Consider the following 21361-nt stretch of genomic DNA (forward strand, 5'->3'; position numbering starts at 1 on the left):
CGGACGTCGGCTCCAGCGGTCAGTGGGTGTCGGCGTTCTACCTGTCGCGGTGGGGCAACGACACCGCCAAGGACAACAACGGCACCACCGTCCCCGACTGCTAGGACGCACACCGACCGCGCTGGTCGCAGCCCTCGCGGACGGGCTGCGACCAGCGCACGGTCACCCGGCGGCGCCGGTGAGGACGACGAGCTGCCGGGTCGCCCGGGTCATCGCGACGTAGCGGTCGACCGCGCCCGCGACGCCCCCGCCGAAGGACGCCGGGTCGACGAGCACGACCAGGTCGAACTCCAGCCCCTTCGCCAGCTGCGGCGTGAGCGCGCGGATCCGGTCCGTCCCGCGGAACCGCTCCGCGAACCCCGCGGTGGACGCCGCGTCGCCGATCACGCACGCCGTGCCCTCGGCGTGCGCCGCCAGCCAGCCGCCGAGCACACCGTCCAGCTCCTCGACGCTCCCGTGCGTGACCGGCACCCCGCTGCGGCGCACCGAGACGGGCACGTTGGCGTCCGGCAGGGCGGCGCGGACGACGGGCTCGGCCTCCGCCATGACCTCCTCGGGCGTGCGGTAGTTGACGCTCAGCGAGGCGACCTCGGTGCGGTCCAGACCGATCCGGGCCAGCCGCTCCTGCCAGGACTCGGTGAAGCCGTCCCGGGCCTGGGCGCGGTCCCCGACGACGGTGAAGCTCCGGGACGGGCAGCGCAGCAGCAGCATCTGCCACTCGGCGTCGGTCAGCTCCTGGGCCTCGTCCACCACGATGTGGGCGAACGGGCCGGCCAGCCGGTCCGGGTCGGGGCCGGGCAGCGCGCTCCCGTCGACCAGGGTGTCCCTCAGGTCCTGGCCGCGCAGCATGGCGACCGCCCCCTCGCCGTCGTCGTCGGCCGCCAGGATGTCCGTGATCACCTCGGCCATCCGGTCCCGCTCGGCGGCGAGCGCGGCCTCCTGGCGCCGCCTGCGCCGGGCCTCCTCCGGGTCGCCGAGCCGCCGGCGCGCCGCGTCCAGGACCGGCAGGTCGGAGACCGTCCAGGCCCGCGCCTCGGCGCGCTGCAGCCGGCGCACCTCCTCGGGGGTCAGCCACGGGGCGCACAGCCGCAGGTAGGCGGGCACCGTCCAGAGGTCGCCGACCAGGTCGGCGGCCTCCAGCAGCGGCCAGGCGCGGTGCAGGGCGGTCACCAGCTCCTCGTCCCGCCGCAGCGAGCGCAGGAAGGTCTCGACCGGGATCTCCTCGCCGCCGTCCAGCTTGGCCAGCAGCAGCTCGGCCAGCTCCGCCCAGATCTGCTCGCGCGCCTCGTTGTGCGGGGTGCCCGGATCGGGCGCCTCGAAGGCCTCGGCCCAGTCGTCGGCGCTCAGCCAGAGGTCCTCCCAGTCCGTGGAGACGGTCATCCCCTCGGTCGGCGGCTCCTCGTAGATCCGCACGGCCTGCTCCACCGCCCGCACCATGGCCACCGAGGACTTCAGCCGCGCCACCTCCGGATCGCGCTCGACCGCCGCGCCCGCGCCCTCCGCGACGAGGTCCCGCACGGTGCAGGTCTGCACGCCCTCCTCGCCGAGGCTGGGCAGCACGTCGGAGACGTAGTCCAGGTAGGGCTGGTGCGGGCCGACGAACAGCAGGCCGCCGCGCCGGTGGCCGAGCCGCGGGTCCGCGTAGAGCAGGTAGGCCGAGCGGTGCAGCGCGACCACCGTCTTGCCGGTGCCGGGACCGCCGTCGACGACCAGCGCGCCGCGCGAGCCGGCCCGCACGACGGCGTCCTGGTCGGCCTGGATGGTGGCCAGCACGTCCCGCATCCGGGCCGAGCGGCTGCCGCCCAGGGTGGCGATGAACGCGGACTGGTCGTCGAGGGCGGCGTGACCCTCCAGGCCCTCGGGCGCGAACACCTCGTCCCAGTAGTCGGTGATCCGGCCGCCCGTCCAGCGGTAGCGGCGGCGGCTGGCCAGGCCCGCCGGATCGGCGTGGGTGGCGCCGAAGAACGGCGCGGCGGCGGGCGAGCGCCAGTCCAGCAGCAGCCGGCGGCCCTCGCTGTCGGTGAGACCGAGGCGGCCGATGTAGACCGGCGCACCGCCGTCTGCCGGGACGATCCGGCCCAGGCACAGGTCCAGGCCGAAGCGGCGCAGCGCGCGCAGGCGGCCGGTCAGGCGGTGGACCTCGATGTCCCGGTCCATCGCGGCCCGGCCGGCGCCGCCGGGGGCCCGCCGGGCGGCGTCGAGCCGGTCGGAGACCTCGGCGACCGCCCGCTCCAGGCTCGCCGTGACGGCCGCGAAGTGCCGCTCGTCCTGGGCGACCAGCGACGGGTCGGCCTTGGCGGAGAGGCGGTCGGGGAGAGCGAACACGCTGGTGGCGAGGGAGGTCGTGGCAGCGGCTGCGATCCGCGGTTCCGACAGGGGGGAAGGCACTTGGCAAAACTCCCAAAGGGGCTGGTTCCGGCTTCGGTCGACGATTGTGCGCCGGCACCGGGGCCTTGCGGCAAGACCCCCCGTGCGCTATACGTTGAGAGTGGCAGGAGGAGCGTGACGTCCCACCGCCCCCCTGCCGCCCCCGCTTCCTTCCCCCTCGGCCTTCCGTCCGTGCGCGTGAGAACCCGCCGGTGAGCGGCGTGACGACCGGTCATACTGGCTGATGCCCGGGCCCCGGGTGCGCCGACCGGCGCACCCCGACTGCGCCCGGGACCGTGCCCGAGACCGGAGGACCCGATGAGCCGCGACCTGCCGACCACCGTTCCGCCGGGCCCCGCGCCGGCGCAGCCGTGGAACCGGCAGCGGCTGCGCAGCAACAACGAGTGGCTGCTGCTCGAACGGCTGCGCCTCGGCGGCCCGTCCTCGCGCGCCCAGCTCGCCCGGGACACCGGCCTGTCCAAGCCCACCGTCTCCACCGCCCTGGCCGCCCTCGAACACGCCGGGCTGGCCCGTGAGGCGGGGCGGTTCGTCCCCGAGCGCGGGCGCACAGCCGTCCTGTACGAGCCCGACCCGCGCGCCGGGCACGTCCTCGGCGTCGACATCGGCCGGGCCCGGCTGCGGGTCGCCGTCGCCGACCTCGCCGGGGACATCGTGGCCCGCCGGGACATCCCCAACACGGGGCGGACGGCGAACGCGGTGGCCGACGCGGTGGTGGCCGCGGCCCGCGAGGCCACCACCGAGGCCGGCCTGGCGGCGGCGGACATCGTGCACGCGGTGATCGGCACGCCCGGCGTCTGGGACGAAGAGCGGCGCGGCGTGCGCTACGCCACCAGCCTGCCGGGTTGGGGCAGACCCGGGCTGTTCGACCGGATAGCGGACGGCCTGGCGACCGTCATCACCGTCGGCAACGACGCCAACCTCGCCGCGCTCGGCGAGTACACGCTCGGCGCCGGCCGGGGGAGCGGCAGCCGGATGTTCGCCTACGTGCTCGTCGGCACCGGCCTCGGCGTCGGCGTGGTCAAGGACGGCGAGCCGTTGGTCGGCGCGCACGGCGCCCTGGGCGAGGTGGGCCTGGTCCCGCTCCCGCCGCACGCCGACGGCACGCCGGGCGGCACCGTCGAGCAGGCCGCGGCGGCCGACGCCGTCGTCCGCACCGCCCTCGACCTCGGCATGACCGGCCCGCTGACGGCCAAGGAGGTCTTCGACGCGGCCCGCTCCGGCAACCCGTCGGCCGTCACCGCCGTGCACCGCGCGGCGGGCCAACTCGCCTACGCCGTCGCGGTGCTGTCGGCGGTGCTGGACCCGGACCTGATCGTCCTCGGTGGCGGCATCGGCGCCAGCGCCGACCTGCTGCTCGACCCCCTCGGTCAGGCCCTCGACGGCCTCAGCCCGATGCGGCCCACCCTCGCCCCGAGCCGCCTCGGCGAGGAGGCCGTCCTGCTGGGCGCCCTCGCGACCGCCCTGGACCGGGCCCGCCCCGAGGTCTTCGAACGCCGCTCGGCACTGGTGGACTGAGCGGCCGGGATCGACCGCTGGTCAGGTCGTGAAATCACCGCCCGCCGTTCCGAGGATGAAACGCGAGGGGGCGATCGGCGTGTCGAACCCGATCGCGGCGACGACGAAGAAGGAGATTCCGATACCGAAGGCCACGGAGTGCGGCTGGTCGAGGACGAACGTGTTCTGACCGTCCAATCCGGTGCGGTGTTCGCCTTCGCCGGCGAGGTTCTCGAATTGCTGGACCTGGGCGGAACCGTCCCAGACGTGGACCCGGGTGAGCCGGCCGAATCCGACGTCGGTCATGAACAGGACGAAGACCTTGACCAGGTTCGACCGGACGTCGTTGACGATCACCGGCGTCGGTACGGCGACGTGGAACCAACTGCTCTTTCCGGGGGTGATGTCGACATCGGCACCCCACCCGAAGTGTCCGTTGCGGCTGAGATTCTCGGGATTCTCCACCACCATGGCGTTCCCGTGGATCCAACTCGCTTGCAACGTCACAAGACCCACCTCCTCGGCAGGTTCTTTCTTTTCTTGCAGTCTCACACCCGGGAGTCGGGGCTTTCAAGAGCAGGGCGCCGCATACTTTCCGCTATCGCGGGCCATTTATCGATCCGTAGAGTAACGGTGAATGAAACGGCCCCGCACCGCAATGGTGCGGGGCCGCGGGGCGTCAGCGGTGGGCGGGGAAGTCCCCGGCGTTGATGCCGGCGACGAAGGCGAGCCAGGCGGCGCCGGTGAAGGCGAGCGCGGGGCCGTGCGGGTCCTTGCTGTCGCGGACCAGGGTGGAGCCGCTCAACTGCCCGAACTCCACGCAGTTCTCGTTCGGGTTGCTGGCAGTCGCCTTCGTCCAGGTGACCGGTAGGGCGGAGGCGACGGGGTAATGGGTCACTTGAGCTGATCTCTCTTCTCTCGGATGACGTTGAGGGATTCGCCGAGGCTCAGGGCGGTCGCCATGATCTCGTCGAAAGCCGTTCGGTAGAGATCGACGTGACCGGGGCTCTCCACCCAGTTGCTGGCGAGCATGTCGCTGAGCAGGACGAGGTCGAGATCGCGCTGCCGGAACTCCAGGAGCGTGAACGGACCGCTCATGCCGGGGTGCGGAGGTGCGAACGCGGGCATGATCTGAATGCTGACGTTCGGAAGGTCGCTCCACTGAATCAGTTTGTCGAGCTGGTCGGCCATGACGCCATCCGGAGCCCTCATCGTCAGCGCCGATTCGTGGATGACCGCCCAGAGTTTGAGCGGCATCTCGGCCCGGGTGAGCACCGACTGCCGATTGATCCGCACGTCGACCCGGGCCTCGACGCTGGGCGTCGTGAAGACGCCGCTTGAGATGATGGCGTGCGCGTATCGACGGGTCTGGAGCAGGCCGGGGATGTAGGAGGACTCGTAGGACTTGTTGCCGATCGCGGTCTCTTCGAGCCTGATCAGGTCGTGGTACAGGGAGTTGAGCTGATCGAATCCGGCTGCCCAGCCCGGGCGGTGTTTGTCCTTGAGGATGTCGACCAGTACTTCCTTGAGCTCCGGATCGCACTCGTAGAAGTCGAGGAGCGCGCGGACGACGTCGGGCTTCAGCTGGACCCGGGCGTTCTCGTATCGGCTCAGCTTCACCAGGTTGACGCCGTCGACCTGGGCCGCGACCTCCTCCGCCGAGAGGTTCCTGAGCTCGCGAAGCCTCCGCAGCTCTGCCGCGATGCGCCGGTAGCGCACGGCCGGAACGGCAATTGCCATGTCTGTAGCCCCTCCTGAGTGGTGCGTGGACCAGTGTGCACGGTCGCGTCGGTGCTTCGCCACCGGCAACTCGACTCTAGAGGCGGCACCTTGAGCCAAGGGGTGAAAGTTTTCATATTTCCTCGACTTGACTTGCGGTTGGGCCGCCGCCTGATCCATGCTGATCGTGACGAGAGTATGACGCACCGTGATGGCCATGTGTGGCGACTTGCTCTCACATGTCCATCGCGACCGACCATCGGGCATTCCCATGCCCTTTGGCGGCCGCCTTGGCTGGAACCTCTGTGCGGAAGGCGGCAGCCCGTGTCCGGATTTCCCCCATCAGCCCGAAATGCCAGCCATTGGCTCCCGCGCAGCAGGCGGTCGCCGGGAGAGGCGCGCCGATGCCTCGAACGATTGCTCGGCGACGTCGTCGGCGGCGAACGTTTCATCGATACGGGTCTGTTGCTCGTCAGCGAGTTGGTGACGAATGCGGTGGTGCACGGCTCCTCGCGGGACAACCGGGTGCTGCTGGAGCTGTCCGCCGATTCCGTCCGCCTGCGGATCGAGGTGCACGACGCGCTGGCCGACCGTGCGCCGGTTCTTCGGGCAGCCGACCGTGACGAGGAGTCCGGGCGCGGCCTCCTGCTCGTGAAATCGCTGTCGGAGAAGTGGGGTTGCTGCCCCAGAAACGGCGTCGGGAAGGTCGTCTGGTGCGAGATCGGACCGGCGTTCGACTGCCTGGAGGGCCTGGCATGAGGGAGGACCGGTTGGTCACCGTCGAGATCACCGGCGGCATCCTGCCGCCGACGACCTACGTGCTACTCCCGAAGGCGCTCGCCGCGCTCTGGACCGCCCTTCGGTTCCGGCCGATGAGCCGGCCGCAGTGGGAGTGGTTCGAGCGCTACCTGACGGGGCCCTGTTCCGAGCGTCTCGTACGCGAATACCTGGACTCCACGGGGCCGTTGTCGCTGCCGGTCATCCTTCCCGGCAGCGTCCACCAGTTGTGCGTCCGCTGGGCCGTCAGTGATTGGCCCCTTCCTGCCGATGCCGGATGACGACCTCGGTGCCCGCGAACAGGGTGTCGTCCCACTGCCAATCGGTGGTCATGGGCGTTCCCTCCCTTTCGTCATCGGTGTCGGGATCAGGGCGGCGGACGGAGGACGTGTCCGCCGGGGCCCCGGGAAATCGCTATCCGGCAGCGGGCCCTCGGGGCAAGAATGGCCCGCATGGACGACAGCGCGGGGCTGGTGGGGCGCCTGATGGCGGCGGCGCGGGTGGCGCGGGCCTCGGAGGCGGACCGCGACGAGCACGCCTACTGGGCGCTCGTCGCGGAAGCGGTGCAGGGTGACAGCGGGCTGAGCGCGTTGCGCTGCGGGTCGGCGCTGCTGGAATCCACCGACGCCCTGGAGCGGGAGGTGGGCTGCGATCTGGTGGCCGGCGCGGCCGACCGGCACGAGCCCCTGCGCGGCGAGGCGGCCACCGTCCTGATGGCGCCGGCCGAGGCGGAGACCCAAGTCGACGTGCTGCACTCCCTGGTGGTCGGCCTGGGCCGGACGCGGGACCCGCGCGCCGTTCCCGTCCTGGTGCGGCTCTCCCGGCACGCGGACGCCGACGTACGCGGCCGGGTGGCCGCGGCGATCGGCTCCGCCAACAGCGGACGGCCGGACGGGGCCGAGGTCCACGCCCTGATCCGGCTCACCCGCGATCAGGACCCCGATGTCCGCAACTGGGCGGCCTTCACGCTGGGCTGCCAACTGGACCACGACACGGCCGCCATCAGGGACGCGCTGTGGACCTGCGCCACCGACGAGGACGGAGAAGTCCGGCAGGAGGCCGCGCGGGGTCTGGCCCGACGGCGCGACCCCCGGGCGGTGCCACTGGTCGCGCGCCTGCTGGACTCCGCCGACGGGCCCCAGGTCTTCCTCCTGGAAGCGGCGGAGGTCCTGGGCGCCCCCGAACTCCTTCCGGCCCTGCACGCCTATGAGCACGACCCCGACGGGACCGACCGGGCGATCAAGGCGTGCGACCCGGTCCAGCGGGCCCGGATCGAGGACGACGCCTGGACGGTCGTCGTGGAACTGGAACGCCTGCGCCCGGGCGTCGGCGCCGCGCTCGACTCACCGCGCCACGAATCGGTGCACCACCTGCGGGTGACCGTCCGGGGAACGGCCGGCGCCGCGTACGATGCCGCTTCGCTGCTGGCCCGCGCCGACGGGAACCCGACACGGGCGGCCGAACTGGTACTGGCGGACCTCGCCGCTCCGCGCCGGACCTGAAGGAGGGCGGTGGAGGGGAAACGGGTGAGGGAGCTCGACCGGATCCCGTCCCCGTCACGCCATGAGGGCGGGCGTTCCCCCTACTTTCGTCGGGGGAACGCGTCGCACAACGGCCGTCCCGGGGCGGCGTGCCGGTTCCTACCGTCGAATCCATGAACCACCACACCGACCGGCGGGCCGCGGACCGAGGCCCCTCCACGACACGCGGCCGCACCGACGGTTGGGCGTTCCTGCGGGAGGCCGCGCGCGATCTGCGGACCACCGGCGCCGTCGCCCCCAGCGGCAGGGCGCTGGCCCGCACGGTGACCGACCCGATCCGTGTCCGGGCCCCGCGCCCGCTCTCCGTCCTGGAGGCCGGCGCCGGCACCGGCGCGATCACCCGCGCCTTACTGCCCCAACTGCCGCGCGGCAGCCGCCTCGACCTCGTGGAGGCCAACCCCCGCTTCGTCGCCCGGCTCCACGAACTCCTCGACGCACACCCGGCCCCGCCCGCCCGGAACACCCGGGTCACCGTGCACCAGGCCTACGTCGAGGACCTGGACACCGACCGGCGCTACGACGTCATCGTCTCCGGCCTGCCGCTGACCAACTTCGCCCCCGACCGGGTCGAACGGATCATGGCCCGCTACCTGGACCTGCTCCACCCCGGCGGTACCCTCTCCTACTTCGCCTACCTGGGCACCCGGCGGGCCCGCACCCTCCTCGCCTCCCGCGCCGAAGCGCGCCGGCACGCCGCCGTCGACGAGATCACGGCCGCTTACCAGCACCGCTACGCCACCGGTCGCTGGACCGTTCTCGCCAACCTGCCCCCGGCCCACGTCTGGGAGCTGCGGCGCCCCGACGCGACCGGTGAGCGGGCCGACGAGCAGATCGGTGAGCAGGCCGACCAGCAGTCCGACGAGCAGGCCGGTGCCCGGCGGTGAACTTCCTGACCGACGCCCTCGGCGACCTGCCGCCGCTCGCCGTGTACGCGGTGGTGGCCCTGGCCGTCTGCGCCGAGTCGGTCCTGCTGCTGGGCGCGTTCACCCCCACCTTCGCCCTGCTGGCGACCTCCGGCGCCCTGGCCCGCGCCGGCACCATCAGCCTGCCCCTCGTGATCGCGGCCGCCGCCACCGCCGCGGTCGCGGGCGACTACCTCGCCCACCGCACCGGCGGCGCCCTGGGCGAGCGGTTGCGCGAGGGCGGCATCGGCCGGCGCATCCCCGCCGCGGCCTGGCAGCACGCCGAGGGCCTGATGACCCGCCACGGGGGCCGGGCGGTGTTCCTCGGCCGCTTCCTGCCGATGGTCCGCACCCTCACTCCCCATCTCGCCGGAGCCACCGGCCTGCCCTACCGGAGGATCGCCTCCTACAGTGCCTGCGCCGCCGGACTGTGGGCTGCCGCCGAAGCCGGCACCGGATACGCGGCGGCGACCTCCCTCCAACGGCTCGTCACCGTCGGCGGCCCCGTCCTCGCCGTTGCGGCCGCTCTGGTGGTCGCGGGCGTGGTCCTGCGGTTCAGGAGGCGGTGCTGACGGTGCCGGGGAGTGCCGGGGTGTCCGGTGACAGTTGTCCGACCCTTCCTGACCGAATTCGGCGGTAGGTGATCGAAACGCTTCGCTGATCGACGCTCAGTGATCGTCAGATCTCGATCTGCTGGCAAGTGTTTGAAGTATGGACGGATCATGTGCCAGGCATGGTTGAATCGCGAACCTCTTCCAATCGGAACGGAGTGTTCACGTCCATGTCTTCACGGATGCGCGGCGGTCGTCGCGGCCTGGCCGCCGTCGCCGGACTCGTCCTCACCGTCGGCCTCGCACTGACCGGCTGTGACCCCACGACGGGGGACACCGCCACCGCCGCGGTCTCCTCGCCCGCCGTCACGGCCGAGGCCACCACCCCGGCCGCGCCCGCCCCGGCACCGCCGGCTCCGGTGGCCACCACGCCGCCGGCCGAGCCCGTCCGGACGCCGCCGCCCGCGCCCCCGGCGCCGGAGCCGACCGCCGCCGCGCCCGCGCCGACCGTCCCGGCGGCCCCGCCGAAGACGACCCAGCCGAGCAAGGCCGCCACCACCCCCAAGCCGCAGCCGACGCCCACCAAGGCCGAGCCGCAGCCCAAGGTCACGACCGCCCAGCCGCCGACCGACCCCGACCCGGCGCCCGCCGAGACCAAGGCCGCGGCGGCGACCGGCGACTGCGAGATCAAGTCGAACGCCGGCAACTGCTACAAGGCCGGCCAGTTCTGCCGCAACGACGACCTCGGCAGGAGTACCCACGAGGCGGGCGGCCGGGTGATCACCTGCCGGATGGTCAGCGGCAAGCCGCACTGGCAGGCGTGAGCCGGATCCTTGCCCGGTGCGGCTCAGGGAAGCTCGGCGAGCGTGCTCCAGAACAGCCGCTCGTAGGCCTGTAGCAGCCGGCCGTACTCGCGGGCGGCGTCGAGGTCCGGACCGGCGGTCAGCCCCGCCGGTCCGAGCGCCTCGGCCGCCGCCCGCTCCAACGCCGTCGCGGGCTGCGCGAAGAAGTCGAAGAACGCGCACGCCTCCTCGTCGAACCCGTGGAACCGGCGCAGTGCCCCGGCCAGCGTCGCGCAGTAACCGCCCCAGGCCGCGAAGTTGGCCGCGAGCGCCGCCGCCGCGGCGGCCGGCCGGCCGTTCAGCGCCAGCCAGGCCAGGTACGCCGGGTAGGCCTGGCACCCGGGAAGCGGCGCCCCGACGGGGGCCGACCGGGCGGGGGCCGGTCCGCAGGCGGCCGCCAGCGCGGGCAGGGTGCGCAGCGCGGCGCTCTCGCCGTCGGCCAGCCCGGCGAACCACGCGCCCAGCGGCCCGTCGGCGCACCGGGTGGCGAGCAGCAGCAGGCTGCGCCGGTCGGAGACGATGACCCGCCGCTGCTGCGCCGCCAGCTCGGCGAGCACCGCGAGCCGCCCCCGCCCCGCCGCGAACTCGGTCACGACGGCGGGATCCGGCTCGGCCGCCGGGGTCAACTCGGCGCGCAGGTCACGGAGCCGCTGCTCGGCCGGGGGTTCCGGCTGGTTGCTCGGCATGGACGCCCTCCGCATCACTGACCGGGTTCCCCCGCCTCCGGTCCGTCGGTCAGCCGCGGAGGAAGGCCAACAGCTCGGCGTCGAACCGGTCCTCGAAGGGTGCCACGGTCGACAGCCCGTGCGGGGCATCTTCGTACGCCGCGCACCTCGCGCGGCGTCCGTGCCCGCGCCGGTCGTGGACGAAGGCCCGGAAGCCGTGCTCTGCCACCGGCCGGGCCTGCGGGCCGGCCGGCGTCCTCACGCTAACCGAGCGGGCGGAGGCGAGCACTTCGTGGCGTCCGCCGTCCGCAGTCCGCCGCGCGGCGCCCCGGTGGCGGAGCGGATAATCCGTGGCGGCCCGGACGGCGGTCCGCCTACGATCCGGTCATGTTCCATGCCGAGTTCCGTGATCCCCTGCTCGTGGCCGTGTACGACGCCGAGTTCCCGTGGTCGTACCGGGACGACTTCTTCCTCTCCGTCGTCGGGGAACCGGAGCAGCGGTTGCGCGTCCTCGACCTGGGCTGCGGCACGGGCCGCCTCGCCCTCGGCATCGCGGCCGCCGGGCACACCGTGACGGGAGTGGACCCCGCCGTGGCGTCGCTCGACGCGGCCCGCGCCAAACCCGGCGCCGAGAAGGTGACCTGGCTGGAGGGCACCTCGCGCGACCTTCCCGACGAGGCCTTCGACGCGGCCGTCATGAGCAGCCATGTCGCACAGTTCTTCGTGACGGACGAAGCGTGGGCGGAGGTGCTCGCGGATCTGCGGCGAAGCCTCGTCCCGGGCGGCCGGCTCGTGTTCGACGCCCGCGACCCGCAGCCCCGGGAATGGGAGGAGTGGACCCCGGCCGAGTCGCTGCGCCACGTCACCCTGCCGGACGGCCGCGAGGTCACGCTGTGGGACGACACGACCGAGGACCGGCCCGGCGTGGTGAGCTTCACCCAGCACTACCGCTTCCCGGACGGTGGGGAACTGCTGAGTACGGGGACGCTCGCCTTCCGCGGCGAGGACGACCTCCGCGCCTCGCTGCGGGACGCGGGCTTCACCGTCGAGTGGATCTACGGAGGATGGCACCGCGAACCCGTCGGCTCCGGCGACGGAGAGTTCCTGGTGGTCGCGCACACGTGACCCGTCCGCCCCGGTCGCTCCCGGCGCCACACCCGTCAGGCGTGTCCGGGCGTGCTCGGGCCCGCTGCCCGGTTCGGTCCCGGGCCCCGGTGCCGGGCGTCGCGCTCGGGGCGGACGGGACGACCTCGGCGGCGGTCATGGCGGGTGATCCCTTCCGCCGACGGGCCGAGGAATCCGACCTTCACCGGGGGAGGGGAACCAGGCCGGACTCGTAGGCGAGGATCACCAGGTGGACGCGGTCGCGGGCGGCGAGCTTGGTGAGCAGGCGGGTCATGTAGGTCTTCACGGTGGCGGTGCTGAGCACGAGTTCGGCGGCGATCTCGGTGTTGGACAGGCCGCGGCCGACGAGGGTGAGGATCTCGCGTTCGCGGTCGGTGATGCCGGTGAGGCGGTGGCCGGTGGGAGGTGCGGCGGCGGCGGGGCGGGCGGCGAACTCGGCGATCAGGCGGCGGGTGACGCTCGGGGCGATCAGGGCGTCGCCGGCGGCCACCACCCGGATCGCGGCGAGGATGTCGTCCAGGGCCATGTCCTTGACGAGGAATCCGGAGGCCCCGGCGCGCAGGGCGGCGTGCACGTTCTCGTCCTCGTCGAAGGTTGTGAGCACGACGACCCGGGCCGCGTCCGGTGCGGCCGTCACCCGGCGGGTGGCCTCGATGCCGTCGAGGACGGGCATCCGCAGGTCCATCACCACCACGTCGGGCCGCAGCTCCTCGGCGAGCCGGACGGCCTCGGCGCCGGTGGCGGCCTCGCCGACCACCTCCAGGTCGGGCGCCTCGGTGATCACCATCTCCAGGGCGGCGCGGACGAGCGGCTGGTCGTCGGCGAGGAGGACGCGGACCGGGGGAGTCATCGGGCCTCCCGCGCGACCGGCAGCCGGGCGGCGACCCGGAAGCCGCCGCCGGGGCGCGGCGCGGCGTCGAACTCGCCGTGCAGCAGGGCGACCCGCTCGCGCAGGCCGGCCAGGCCGTAGCCGGCGCCGGGGGCGGCGCCGCGGCCGCGGCCGCGGCCGCGGTCGGTGACCTCGATGGCGAGCTCCGCCGGGCGCCGGTGGTCGACGGTGACCCGGCAGGAGGGGGCGTCGGCGTGGCGGACCACGTTGGCCACCGACTCCTGGACGATCCGGAACGCCGCCAGGTCGATCTCCGGTGGCAGCGGCCGCCGTTCGCCGTGCCACCGGACGTCGACCCGCACGCCCGCCGCGGTGGTGGCGGCGCTCAGCCCGTCGAGGTCGGCCAGTCCGGGCGGGCGCAGGGCGGCGGCCGAGGGCTCGGCGGAGTCGTCGGCCCGGCGCAGCGCGCCGAGCATCCGGCGCAGGCCGGCCAGGGTCTCGCGGCCGGCGGTCTCGATCTCGCCGAGCGCCTCGCGCGCCCGGTCCGGCCGGGTGTCGATGACCCGGCGGGCCGCGCCCGCCTGGAGGGCGACGATGCCGATGCTGTGCGCGACGGTGTCGTGCATCTCGCGGGCGATCCGCAGCCGTTCGGCGGTGACCGCCTCGGCGGCCGCCCGGGCGCTCAGCGCCTCGGCGTGCGCCCGGGACTGGTGCACCGAGCGGCCCACCAGCCAGGCGATGACGGCGATCAGCACGCCGGCGTCGTTGGCGCCGATCCGGGTGCCGGTGAGCAGCAGGCCGCCGCCGAGGGCGGGGGAGAGGATCAGATGGAGGGTCAGCACGCCCAGCACCATGGCCAGCGCGGCGCGCGAGGTCCGGCGCGGTTCGGCGGCCGTGACCAGGCAGAGGGCGGCGGCGACCGCGAGCAGCGAGGTCGGCGGCAGTTCGAGCTCCCAGCGCCAGGCCTTGGTCTGCGCCACGGTGGCGGCGAGCAGGAGGGCGACGGCCGTGCGCGGCCGGCGGCGCAGCAGGGCGGCGGCGAGGAAGGCGACGGGGGTGGTGACCGCGGCGCTCGCCCAGTCCTGGTGGACGGCCGTGGCGTGGGCGCCGTCCGGAGCGGGCCCGTGGACCGGGCGGGCGGTGGGCACGAGGGAGGGGGAGAGCAGCGCGAAGCACCACGCGAGCGCCGTCCAGGCGCCGGGGGGCACCCGCCGCAGCCGGGGCGGGAGGAGCAGGGGGGACTGGGGCGTCGCGGACATGGGGTGATCGTAACGAGGCGGCGTCCGGCGCGGCATCGGACCACGGGTGTACGACCGGGGGTGACAGCCGGGCCGTCCGGGTGTCGGCCCGGGGCCGATGCGCCGTCCGGCCGCCGGGCGGCACCGTGGTGGGCATGATCGAAGTGCACCGACTGACGAAGCGCTACGGCCGCACCACCGCCGTCGACGACCTCACCTTCACCGTCCACCCGGGGCAGGTCACCGGGTTCCTGGGGCCGAACGGCGCCGGGAAGAGCACCGCGCTGCGGATGATCCTGGGCCTGAGCGCGCCCACCGGCGGGACGGCGACCGTCGGCGGCCGTCCGTTCCGGGAGCGGCCGCGCGGCCTGCGGCACGTCGGCGCGCTGCTGGACGCGGGGGACGTCCACGGCGGTCGCAGCGGGCGCGCCCATCTGCGGGCGCTGGCCCGCGGCAACGCCGTGCCGCGGGCCCGGGTGGACGCGGTGCTGGAGGAGGTGGGGCTCGCCGGGGCGGCCGGGCGGCGGATCGGCGGGTACTCGCTCGGGATGAAGCAGCGGCTCGGGATCGCGGCGGCGCTGCTCGGGGATCCGCCGGTGCTGCTGTTCGACGAGCCGCTGAACGGGCTGGACCCGGAGGGGGTGCGCTGGGTGCGCGGTCTGTTCCGGAATCTGGCGGCGGAGGGGCGGACGGTGTTCGTCTCCAGTCACTTGATGAGCGAGATGGAGCACACGGCGGACCGTCTGGTGGTCATCGGACGCGGCCGGCTGATCGCCGCCGAGACCGTGGCCGAGTTCGCCGCCCGCGGCGCCGGGCCGGCCGGCGCTCGGCCGGGCGTGACCGTCCGCACGGCCGAACCCGAGGCGCTGGCGGGCGTCCTGACGGCGGCCGGCGGCGCGGTGTCGCGCGGCGCGGGGGACGGCGCGCTCGCCGTGACCGGCCTGGACGCGGCCAGGATCGGCGCGCTCGCCGCCGACCACCGCATCCCGCTGCTCGAACTGACCGCCCGCACGGCCTCCCTGGAGGAGGCGTTCATGGCGCTCACCGCCGACCGCGTCGACCACCCCGCCGGAGGAGCACGATGACCACCGCCCTGACCCGCGCCGCCACCGACCCCCGGCCGCGCTTCCGCGACCTCCTCGCCGCCGAGTGGATCAGGTTCTGGTCGCTGCGGTCGATGCCCTGGGTGCTGGGCCTCGGGGCGCTCGTCCTCGTCGGCGTCAACCTCAACGCCGCGCGCTACACCTACATCCACACCGGGCCCGGCGGCCCGCCGCCCGGGTCCGGGTACGTCGGCGTGGCGGTGAACGCCTCCTTCACCGGGCTGGCCGCCGACCTGCTGATGCTCCTCGCGGGCGGCGTCGGCGCCGCGGTGATCGTCGGCGAGTACGCGACCGGGATGATCCGCGCCACCTTCGCCGCCGTCCCGGACCGCCGGGCGGTGCTGCTGGCCAAGGCCGGGGTGCTGGCGGCGGTCATGCTCGGGTTCGGCGTGTGCGCCTCGGGGGTCTCCTTCGGCCTCGCCCAGGCCCTGCTGGGCCGGCGGCACGCCGGGGTGTCGCTCGCCGACCCCGGGGTGCTGCCCGCCGTCGCGGGCGCCGCCGTGCTCGCCCCGGTCTGCGCGCTGATCGGCTTCGGGCTGGGGACGCTGCTGCGGCACGCCGCGGCGAGCGTGGTCACCACGGTGCTGGTGCTGTTCCTGCTGCCCGCCTCCTTCAACGAGGACCACCGCTGGTCGGCGGCGATCGCGCACGCCATGCCGTTCACGGCGTGGAGGTGGCTGGCCACGCCCGACCCGACGCGGGTCCTGCTGCCGCCGTACCCGGCCACGGCGCTCGGGTCGTGGCTCGCCTTCGCGGGCTGGGCGGTGGGCGCGGCCCTGGTCGCGGCGGCCGCCGTGCACCGCCGGGACGTCTGAGCCCGGCTCGGGGGCACCGGCGGGCGGCCGGTCAGGCGAGGTGGCGCAGCAGTGCCGCCACCGCCGGCGGCGCCTCGCCGGGCGGGCGGACCACCATGACCTGCCAGGTCGGGGCGTGCCGGGCGAACCGGTGCCGGGCGAGGTCGGGGAAGCGGTCCGCGATCGAGCGCGGCATGACGCAGACCCCCAGGTCGTTGCGGACCAGTTCGGACGCCGCGACGATGTCGTTCACCTCGAAGGTGGTCTCCCGGTCCAGCCCGGCGGCCCGGAAGGACCGGTCGACGGCGTACCGGATCGCCCACCCGGGCGTGAAGTCGACCAGCGGCAGCGCGGCCACCTCGTCGAGGGCGACCGGTCCGGCCGGCAGCCGTCCGGGCGCCGCCACCAGGACCATCTCCTCCCGGGACAGCAGCCGCGCGGTCAGCCCGCGCTGCTGCTGGCGGTCGAGGGCCACCACCGCCAGGTCGACGGTGCCCTCGCGCAGCGCCTGCCGGATGTCGGCCACCGCCGCCTGGCGCAGCCGGACGGTCACGCCGGGGTGCTCGGCCCGCAGCGCGGCCAGCGCCAGGTGGAGGTCGGCCCACACCCCCTGCATGGTGCCGACGGTGATCCGCCCGCGCAGCTGCCCGCGCACCGCGTCGACGGCGGACCGGGCCGCGTCGGCGGTCCTGAGCGTCGCCCGCGCCGCCGGGAGGAACGCCTCGCCCGCCGCGGTCAGCGCCACGCGGTGGGTGGTGCGGTCGAACAGCGGCGTGCCCAGCTCGCGTTCGAGGGCGCGGACGGTGCCCGACACCGCCGACTGCACGACGTTCAGCCGGCGCGCGGCCGCGGTGAAACCGCCCTCCTCGGCGACGGCGACGACGACCTCCATCTGCCGCAGATCCACCAGCGCTCCCGCTCGGCCGTGTTCCGCCCGGCTCGCCCGGGAGCAGAACCCGGGCCGGAACGGGACGATCGTCAATCCCCGGCCGCATCGTACGCGGCGCCGCCGTGCGGCTGGCGGGCCGGCTGGCGCGCGCCGTGCACTCCCGGGGCACGATCCGTGCGCCCACGGGCACACCAGGGTGCCGGGACCGCCCTAGCCTCCGTACGGTCCGACCGGACCGTCGTACCCCCGGCGGGGTCCGGTCGGACCGTGACCCCCGACCCCCACCCGCAACGGACCGGTATGAGCACAGTGACAACCCCCGCCCGGCGCCCGGCGGACGACTCGGCGTGGGCCCCGCTCGCGGGCCGGGTCTTCCGCGCCCTGTGGATCGCCCAACTCGTCTCCAACGTCGGCAGCTGGATGCAGACCGTCGGCGCGCAGTGGCTGCTGGTCGGGCACGACGCCGCCCTGCTCGCCCTGGTGCAGACCGCCGCGAGCCTGCCGGTCGTCCTGCTGGCGCTGCCCTCCGGCGTGCTGGCCGACCGCCGCGACCGGCGCTCGGTGCTGATCGCCGCCCAGCTCGCGATGCTCGCCGTCGCCACCGTCCTCGCCGTGCTGGCCTTCGCCGGCGCGCTCACCCCCGGCCCGCTGCTCGGCCTCACCTTCCTGCTGGGCTGCGGCACCGCCGTGATGGGCCCGGCCTGGCAGGCCGTCCAGCCGGAGCTGGTGGAGCGCCGGCAGCTGGGGCAGGCCGCGGCGCTCGGCGCCGTCAACATGAACCTGGCACGGGCGGTCGGCCCCGCCGTCGGCGGCGCGGTGGTCGCGGCGGCCGGCGCGGGCTGGGTGTTCGCCTTCAACGCCGCCTCCTACCTCTGCGTCCTGGCCGTGCTGCTGCGCTGGCGCCGGACCGCGCCGCAGGACGGCCCGACCGGCGGGGACGAGGGACTGCTGGCGGCCGTGCACGCGGGCCGCCGCTACATCCGGCACGCGCCGGGCGTGCGGCGGGTGCTGCTGCGCACCGCGCTGTTCGTGCCCGGCGCGGGCGCGCTCTGGGCGCTGCTGCCGCTGGTCGCGCGCCGGTCGCTGGGCCTCGGCCCGGGCGGCTACGGCCTGCTGCTCGGGGCGGTCGGCGTCGGCGCGGTGGGCGGGGCGTTCGCGCTGCCGCTGCTGCGGCGCCGGCTGGGGGCCAACGGCACCCTGGTGGCGGGCACGGTCGTGCTCGCCGGGGTGCTGGCGGTCCTGGCGACGGTGCGCCTGCCCTGGCTCGTCGGCCTCGCCCTGCTGCCCGCCGGCGTGGCCTGGATCGCGGTGCTCTCCACCCTGAACGCGGCGGTCCAGACCCGGCTGCCCGGCTGGGTGCGGGCCCGCGGCCTGGCCGTCCAGCTGCTGGTCTTCCAGGGCGGCCAGGCCCTCGCGGCCCCGCTGTGGGGTGTGCTGGCCGACCGTCACGGGCCCGGCGCCGCGCTGCTGGCGGCCGGCGCGGTCCTGCTGCTGGGGGCGCTGGGCGCCCGCCGGCTGCCGCTGTACGCCGGGGACGGGGTGGACCCGACGCCCTCCGAGCACTGGCCGCAGCCCCCGCTGGCGGTCGAACCGGGCCACGCGGACGGACCCGTGCTGGTCTCCGTGGAGTACCGGGTGGAGCCGGAGCACCGGGCCGCGTTCACCGCGCGGATGCGCCGGGTCGCCGCCTCGCGCCGCCGCACCGGCGCGCTCAGCTGGGGCCTCTACCAGGACGGCGGCGCGCCCGAGCGGTTCGTCGAGACCTACCTGGTCTCCTCCTGGGCCGAGCACCTCGCCCAGCACGGCGGCCGGCTCACCGCCGCCGACCGCCGGGACGAGGAGGAGGCCCGGGCGCTGCTGCGCCCCGGGACCGCGCCCGCGGTGACGCACGCCTTCGACGTCTCGGCGGGGCCGCTGCCGCCGGCGGCCGGGCTCCGGTAGCCGGGGCGGACCGGCCGTCAGCTCCGCCCCCTCCCGGACCTCACACCTCCGCGACCGGCCCGCCGCGCCGCTCGGTGGCCCAGTACAGCAGGGCCGCCAGCGGCAGGGCGGCGCCCAGCACCGTCACCGCCGTCCAGCCCCCGGTCCGGTAGAGCACCGAGCCGAGCTGCGAGCCGGCCGCGCCGCCCACGAAGAAGATCGCGATGAACGCGCTGTTCAGCCGGGCCCGCGCGGCCGGGTCGAGCTGGTACACGGTGTGCTGGCCGAGGATCAGCGTGGTCTGCACGGCCATGTCGACGAGCACGGCCGCCAGCGCGAGCACCACCACGCTGTGCCCGCCGATGCCCGCCGCCGCGAACGCCACGCCCGCGACCGCGAGCGCCACGCCGGTCATCGGCCGGGCCAGGCCGCGGTCCGCCCAGTGCCCGGCGAACGGCGCCACGGCCGCACCGGCCGCGCCGACCAGGGCGAACAGCCCGACCCCGGTCGCCGAGTAGTGGAAGGACGGGCCGGTCAGGACGAACGAGACGGTCGTCCAGAAGGCGCTGAACGCGCCGAACATCGCCGCCTGGTAGAGCCCGCGCCGCAGCAGCGCCGGGTGGGTGCGCACCAGCCGGACGGTGGAGCGCAGCACGTGGTGGTAGGGGATCGTGGTGGTCGGTGCGTGCGCGGGCAGGGCGGCCCGCAGAGCCAGGCCGAGGACGACCATGAGGCCCGCCGAGCCGAGGAAGACGGCGCGCCACCCGGCGAGGTCGGAGACCAGGCTGCTCAGGGTGCGGGAGAGCAGGATGCCGGTGAGCAGACCGGTCATCACCCGGCCCACCACCCGGCCCCGGGCGTGGTCGGGGGCGAGCCCGGCCGCGAGCGGCACCAGGATCTGCGCGACCACCGAGGTCGCGCCCGCCACCAGCGAGGCGACCAGCAGCATCGGGAAGCCGGTCGAGACGCCCGCGGCGACCAGGGCGAGGGTGGTGACGGCGAGCAGGGCGCTGATCAGGTTCCGCTTCTCCAGCCGGTCGCCGAGCGGGACCAGGAACACCATGCCGAGCACGTAGCCGATCTGGGTGAGGGTGATCAGCGTCCCCGCGGTCCCGGTGTCGGTGTGGAACGCCTCGGCCAGCGCGGACAGCAGCGGCTGGGCGTAGTAGAGGTTGGCGACGGTGCTGCCGGAGGCGACGGCCAGCAGGACGATCAGCCAGCCGGGCACGCCGTGGGCGGGCTCGGTGGGCTTGGTGGGCTCGGCGGGGTCGGCCTTGCGGCGGCGGGAACGGAGGCCGGACGATGCGGAGGACATGGGCACCTCTTCGAGGGGGAGCCGGCGAGGCCGGCCCGGACCGTTGTGCTGGGCGGCGGACGGCGGCGCCGTCGCCGCCGTCCACGCAGTGATCAGCGCTGGACCGGTCGTCCCGCTTCCTCGTTCCCGGCGATCCTTCGAGATGTCAGTCATCTCCGGTGGAGATGGGCCTCCCGCCCCGCGCGGCCTGGGCCGGCGGCCCGGGCGTCCGCCCGGCCCGGTCCGGGCCGCAGCCGGCGCAGCGCGCCGACGGCGACGACCAGCCAGACCGCCGCCGCCACCCACAGCAGCGCCCGGCCGAGCGGGTCCAGCCAGTCCACCCGCGCCGCCGCCGAGGCCGACAGCGCGGCCACCGCCGTCATGCCCAGCGGGAAGACCGTCGACCAGCGGCGCAGGTCGTAGCGGAACCGGGGCCGCAGCACCTCGGCGGCGGCCAGCACCGCGTACCCGGCCAGCGCCAGGCCGAGCAGCACCAGCGTCACCACCCGCAGCACGGTGTGCGCGCCGCCGCTCCACACCCCGGAGGCGAGCAGCTTGGAGGCGGCCAGCGCGGAGATCGCCAGCGCGCCCGCGGACACCCAGTGGTCGCCCGCCCCCGCCGTCACCTGGCGCGGGTCGAAGCGGACCAGCGCGTCCCCGTACAGCACCAGGCCCAGGACGAACACCGGCAGCGCCGCCCAGGCCAGCCAGTCGGCGGTGTGCGGGGCGAGGGTGGCGGCGAGCACGGCCAGGCCCTGGGTGGCGACGCAGATCAGGAACGCCGCGCCCGGCAGCCGCCGGCCCAGGTGGCGCAGCACGGCGGTCAGCAGCACCGGCCAGGCGAGGGCGGCGACGGCGAGCAGCGCCTCGGCGGCGGCCGTCCAGCCGAGCTGGTCGAGCCGGACCCCGAGCACCGTGGTGGCGGCGACCGCGGTGAGCGCGGGCGGGGTCTGCGCCCGGGCCGTCCAGCCGCGCCGGTCGCCCAGCAGCAGGGCGGTGAAGGCGAGGGCCAGCAGCAGCCAGAGCAGCCCGGCGATCCAGAGGTCCGCGACCGACAGGGCGTCGAAGCCGGCGAGGTGGAAGCCGACCGAGATGATGCCGGTCGCCATCACCGCCGCGCCGGTCGCCGGCGGGACCGCGTCCCACCGCAGGCGGCTCCGTACGTTCATGGGTCCATGGCAGCGCCCGGACGGGGCCCCGGCCACCGGGTGCCGCCGGACCGGGGCACCCGGGCGGGACGGGTCACCCGGCGGGCCCCCTCCCGGGTGCGGCGGCGCGCCCGGGAGGTTT

The 21361-nt window shown here is 75.1% G+C and carries 22 protein-coding genes; 11 read left to right on the forward strand and 11 right to left on the reverse strand.

All coding sequences use genetic code 11. The annotated features are described in order from the left end of the window. Positions 1-162: 162 nt before the first annotated feature. The gene (helR, locus tag ACFC0B_RS05425; protein WP_376082570.1) at positions 163-2388 is read right to left on the reverse strand and encodes an RNA polymerase recycling motor ATPase HelR; all 2226 of its coding nucleotides are present in this window, start codon (positions 2386-2388) and stop codon (positions 163-165) included. 297 nt (positions 2389-2685) lie between these two features. On the opposite strand from helR, the gene ACFC0B_RS05430 reads away from it, so the two are divergent. Beyond that, on the forward strand, positions 2686-3903 hold the full coding sequence (locus ACFC0B_RS05430) for an ROK family transcriptional regulator (RefSeq protein ID WP_376082573.1): 1218 nt from the start codon (positions 2686-2688) through the stop codon (positions 3901-3903). Between the two features lie 21 nt (positions 3904-3924). Here the strand turns inward: ACFC0B_RS05430 and ACFC0B_RS05435 are convergent, their stop codons facing one another. The 3 genes from ACFC0B_RS05435 to ACFC0B_RS05445 form a co-directional block, all read right to left on the reverse strand. Continuing rightward, a complete protein-coding gene (locus ACFC0B_RS05435; protein ID WP_376082575.1) occupies positions 3925-4389 on the reverse strand; it encodes a DUF6623 family protein in 465 nt (154 codons plus the stop codon). Positions 4390-4561: 172 nt separating this feature from the next. After that, a complete protein-coding gene (locus ACFC0B_RS05440) occupies positions 4562-4780 on the reverse strand; it encodes a DUF397 domain-containing protein (RefSeq protein WP_376082578.1) in 219 nt (72 codons plus the stop codon). Continuing rightward, positions 4777-5622 carry a helix-turn-helix transcriptional regulator gene (locus ACFC0B_RS05445; protein WP_376082581.1) on the reverse strand — a complete coding sequence of 282 codons (846 nt, stop codon included), beginning with the start codon at positions 5620-5622 and terminating at the stop codon, positions 4777-4779. The genes ACFC0B_RS05440 and ACFC0B_RS05445 overlap by 4 nt, the downstream gene beginning before the upstream one ends. 303 nt (positions 5623-5925) lie before the next feature. Here ACFC0B_RS05445 and ACFC0B_RS05450 point away from each other — a divergent pair, with 303 nt between their 5' ends. From ACFC0B_RS05450 to ACFC0B_RS05475, 6 genes are all read left to right on the forward strand, one after another. Beyond that, a complete protein-coding gene (locus tag ACFC0B_RS05450) occupies positions 5926-6360 on the forward strand; it encodes an ATP-binding protein (protein WP_376082583.1) in 435 nt (144 codons plus the stop codon). A gap of 11 nt (positions 6361-6371) precedes the next feature. After that, the gene (locus ACFC0B_RS05455) at positions 6372-6659 is read left to right on the forward strand and encodes a hypothetical protein (protein WP_376082586.1); all 288 of its coding nucleotides are present in this window, start codon (positions 6372-6374) and stop codon (positions 6657-6659) included. Between the two features lie 171 nt (positions 6660-6830). Beyond that, entirely contained in the window at positions 6831-7880 is a 1050-nt protein-coding gene (locus ACFC0B_RS05460; RefSeq protein ID WP_376082589.1) for a HEAT repeat domain-containing protein, read from the forward strand. A gap of 152 nt (positions 7881-8032) precedes the next feature. Beyond that, positions 8033-8803 carry a class I SAM-dependent methyltransferase gene (locus ACFC0B_RS05465; protein ID WP_376082591.1) on the forward strand — a complete coding sequence of 257 codons (771 nt, stop codon included), beginning with the start codon at positions 8033-8035 and terminating at the stop codon, positions 8801-8803. Continuing rightward, entirely contained in the window at positions 8800-9393 is a 594-nt protein-coding gene (locus ACFC0B_RS05470) for a DedA family protein (RefSeq protein WP_376082592.1), read from the forward strand. Before ACFC0B_RS05465 ends, ACFC0B_RS05470 begins: the two co-directional genes overlap by 4 nt. Before the next feature lie 209 nt (positions 9394-9602). Then, entirely contained in the window at positions 9603-10196 is a 594-nt protein-coding gene (locus ACFC0B_RS05475) for a hypothetical protein (RefSeq protein WP_376082594.1), read from the forward strand. A gap of 23 nt (positions 10197-10219) precedes the next feature. Here the strand turns inward: ACFC0B_RS05475 and ACFC0B_RS05480 are convergent, their stop codons facing one another. Continuing rightward, on the reverse strand, positions 10220-10900 hold the full coding sequence (locus ACFC0B_RS05480; protein ID WP_376082596.1) for a transcriptional regulator: 681 nt from the start codon (positions 10898-10900) through the stop codon (positions 10220-10222). A 49-nt stretch (positions 10901-10949) separates the two neighbouring features. Further along, positions 10950-11108, reverse strand: coding sequence for a hypothetical protein (locus ACFC0B_RS05485; protein WP_376082598.1), 159 nt, complete (start codon positions 11106-11108; stop codon positions 10950-10952). A 158-nt stretch (positions 11109-11266) separates the two neighbouring features. Between ACFC0B_RS05485 and ACFC0B_RS05490 the strand changes: the two genes are divergently transcribed. Further along, positions 11267-12004 carry a class I SAM-dependent methyltransferase gene (locus ACFC0B_RS05490; RefSeq protein WP_376082601.1) on the forward strand — a complete coding sequence of 246 codons (738 nt, stop codon included), beginning with the start codon at positions 11267-11269 and terminating at the stop codon, positions 12002-12004. Positions 12005-12185: 181 nt separating this feature from the next. On the opposite strand, the gene ACFC0B_RS05495 is transcribed toward ACFC0B_RS05490, so the two are convergent. Together ACFC0B_RS05495 and ACFC0B_RS05500 are read right to left on the reverse strand one after the other, a co-directional pair. Then, the gene (locus tag ACFC0B_RS05495; protein ID WP_376082603.1) at positions 12186-12854 is read right to left on the reverse strand and encodes a response regulator; all 669 of its coding nucleotides are present in this window, start codon (positions 12852-12854) and stop codon (positions 12186-12188) included. Then, positions 12851-14092, reverse strand: coding sequence for a sensor histidine kinase (locus ACFC0B_RS05500; protein WP_376082605.1), 1242 nt, complete (start codon positions 14090-14092; stop codon positions 12851-12853). The genes ACFC0B_RS05495 and ACFC0B_RS05500 overlap by 4 nt, the downstream gene beginning before the upstream one ends. 134 nt (positions 14093-14226) lie before the next feature. Between ACFC0B_RS05500 and ACFC0B_RS05505 the strand changes: the two genes are divergently transcribed. Both ACFC0B_RS05505 and ACFC0B_RS05510 read left to right on the forward strand, forming a co-directional pair. Beyond that, complete coding sequence (locus ACFC0B_RS05505) at positions 14227-15156, forward strand: ABC transporter ATP-binding protein (protein ID WP_376082608.1); 930 nt, start codon at positions 14227-14229, stop codon at positions 15154-15156. Beyond that, positions 15153-15989, forward strand: a complete 837-nt coding sequence (locus ACFC0B_RS05510; protein WP_376082611.1) for an ABC transporter permease — start codon at positions 15153-15155, stop codon at positions 15987-15989. The genes ACFC0B_RS05505 and ACFC0B_RS05510 overlap by 4 nt, the downstream gene beginning before the upstream one ends. Positions 15990-16020: 31 nt before the next feature. On the opposite strand, the gene ACFC0B_RS05515 is transcribed toward ACFC0B_RS05510, so the two are convergent. Further along, positions 16021-16875 carry a LysR family transcriptional regulator gene (locus tag ACFC0B_RS05515; RefSeq protein WP_376082614.1) on the reverse strand — a complete coding sequence of 285 codons (855 nt, stop codon included), beginning with the start codon at positions 16873-16875 and terminating at the stop codon, positions 16021-16023. A 282-nt stretch (positions 16876-17157) separates the two neighbouring features. On the opposite strand from ACFC0B_RS05515, the gene ACFC0B_RS05520 reads away from it, so the two are divergent. Next, on the forward strand, positions 17158-18798 hold the full coding sequence (locus ACFC0B_RS05520) for an MFS transporter (protein ID WP_376082617.1): 1641 nt from the start codon (positions 17158-17160) through the stop codon (positions 18796-18798). A gap of 40 nt (positions 18799-18838) precedes the next feature. Here the strand turns inward: ACFC0B_RS05520 and ACFC0B_RS05525 are convergent, their stop codons facing one another. Together ACFC0B_RS05525 and ACFC0B_RS05530 are read right to left on the reverse strand one after the other, a co-directional pair. Next, on the reverse strand, positions 18839-20092 hold the full coding sequence (locus tag ACFC0B_RS05525; protein ID WP_376082620.1) for an MFS transporter: 1254 nt from the start codon (positions 20090-20092) through the stop codon (positions 18839-18841). Positions 20093-20241: 149 nt separating this feature from the next. After that, positions 20242-21240, reverse strand: a complete 999-nt coding sequence (locus ACFC0B_RS05530; protein ID WP_376082623.1) for a hypothetical protein — start codon at positions 21238-21240, stop codon at positions 20242-20244. Between the last annotated feature and the right edge of the window lie 121 nt (positions 21241-21361).

Source organism: Kitasatospora sp. NPDC056184 (assembly GCF_042268405.1).
Classification (GTDB): Bacteria; Actinomycetota; Actinomycetes; order Streptomycetales; family Streptomycetaceae; genus Kitasatospora.

What these genes read in the sequence shown, in the direction of transcription:
- ACFC0B_RS05510 (WP_376082611.1), top strand. Translation starts at nt 15,153, where the DNA reads ATGACCACCGCCCTGACCCGCGCCGCCACCGACCCCCGGCCGCGCTTC.
- ACFC0B_RS05445 (WP_376082581.1), bottom strand. Translation starts at nt 5,622, where the DNA reads ATGGCAATTGCCGTTCCGGCCGTGCGCTACCGGCGCATCGCGGCAGAG.
- ACFC0B_RS05500 (WP_376082605.1), bottom strand. Translation starts at nt 14,092, where the DNA reads ATGTCCGCGACGCCCCAGTCCCCCCTGCTCCTCCCGCCCCGGCTGCGG.
- ACFC0B_RS05520 (WP_376082617.1), top strand. Translation starts at nt 17,158, where the DNA reads ATGAGCACAGTGACAACCCCCGCCCGGCGCCCGGCGGACGACTCGGCG.
- ACFC0B_RS05460 (WP_376082589.1), top strand. Translation starts at nt 6,831, where the DNA reads ATGGACGACAGCGCGGGGCTGGTGGGGCGCCTGATGGCGGCGGCGCGG.
- ACFC0B_RS05530 (WP_376082623.1), bottom strand. Translation starts at nt 21,240, where the DNA reads ATGAACGTACGGAGCCGCCTGCGGTGGGACGCGGTCCCGCCGGCGACC.
- ACFC0B_RS05495 (WP_376082603.1), bottom strand. Translation starts at nt 12,854, where the DNA reads ATGACTCCCCCGGTCCGCGTCCTCCTCGCCGACGACCAGCCGCTCGTC.
- ACFC0B_RS05430 (WP_376082573.1), top strand. Translation starts at nt 2,686, where the DNA reads ATGAGCCGCGACCTGCCGACCACCGTTCCGCCGGGCCCCGCGCCGGCG.
- ACFC0B_RS05465 (WP_376082591.1), top strand. Translation starts at nt 8,033, where the DNA reads ATGAACCACCACACCGACCGGCGGGCCGCGGACCGAGGCCCCTCCACG.
- ACFC0B_RS05475 (WP_376082594.1), top strand. Translation starts at nt 9,603, where the DNA reads ATGTCTTCACGGATGCGCGGCGGTCGTCGCGGCCTGGCCGCCGTCGCC.
- ACFC0B_RS05505 (WP_376082608.1), top strand. Translation starts at nt 14,227, where the DNA reads ATGATCGAAGTGCACCGACTGACGAAGCGCTACGGCCGCACCACCGCC.
- ACFC0B_RS05525 (WP_376082620.1), bottom strand. Translation starts at nt 20,092, where the DNA reads ATGTCCTCCGCATCGTCCGGCCTCCGTTCCCGCCGCCGCAAGGCCGAC.
- ACFC0B_RS05490 (WP_376082601.1), top strand. Translation starts at nt 11,267, where the DNA reads ATGTTCCATGCCGAGTTCCGTGATCCCCTGCTCGTGGCCGTGTACGAC.
- ACFC0B_RS05480 (WP_376082596.1), bottom strand. Translation starts at nt 10,900, where the DNA reads ATGCCGAGCAACCAGCCGGAACCCCCGGCCGAGCAGCGGCTCCGTGAC.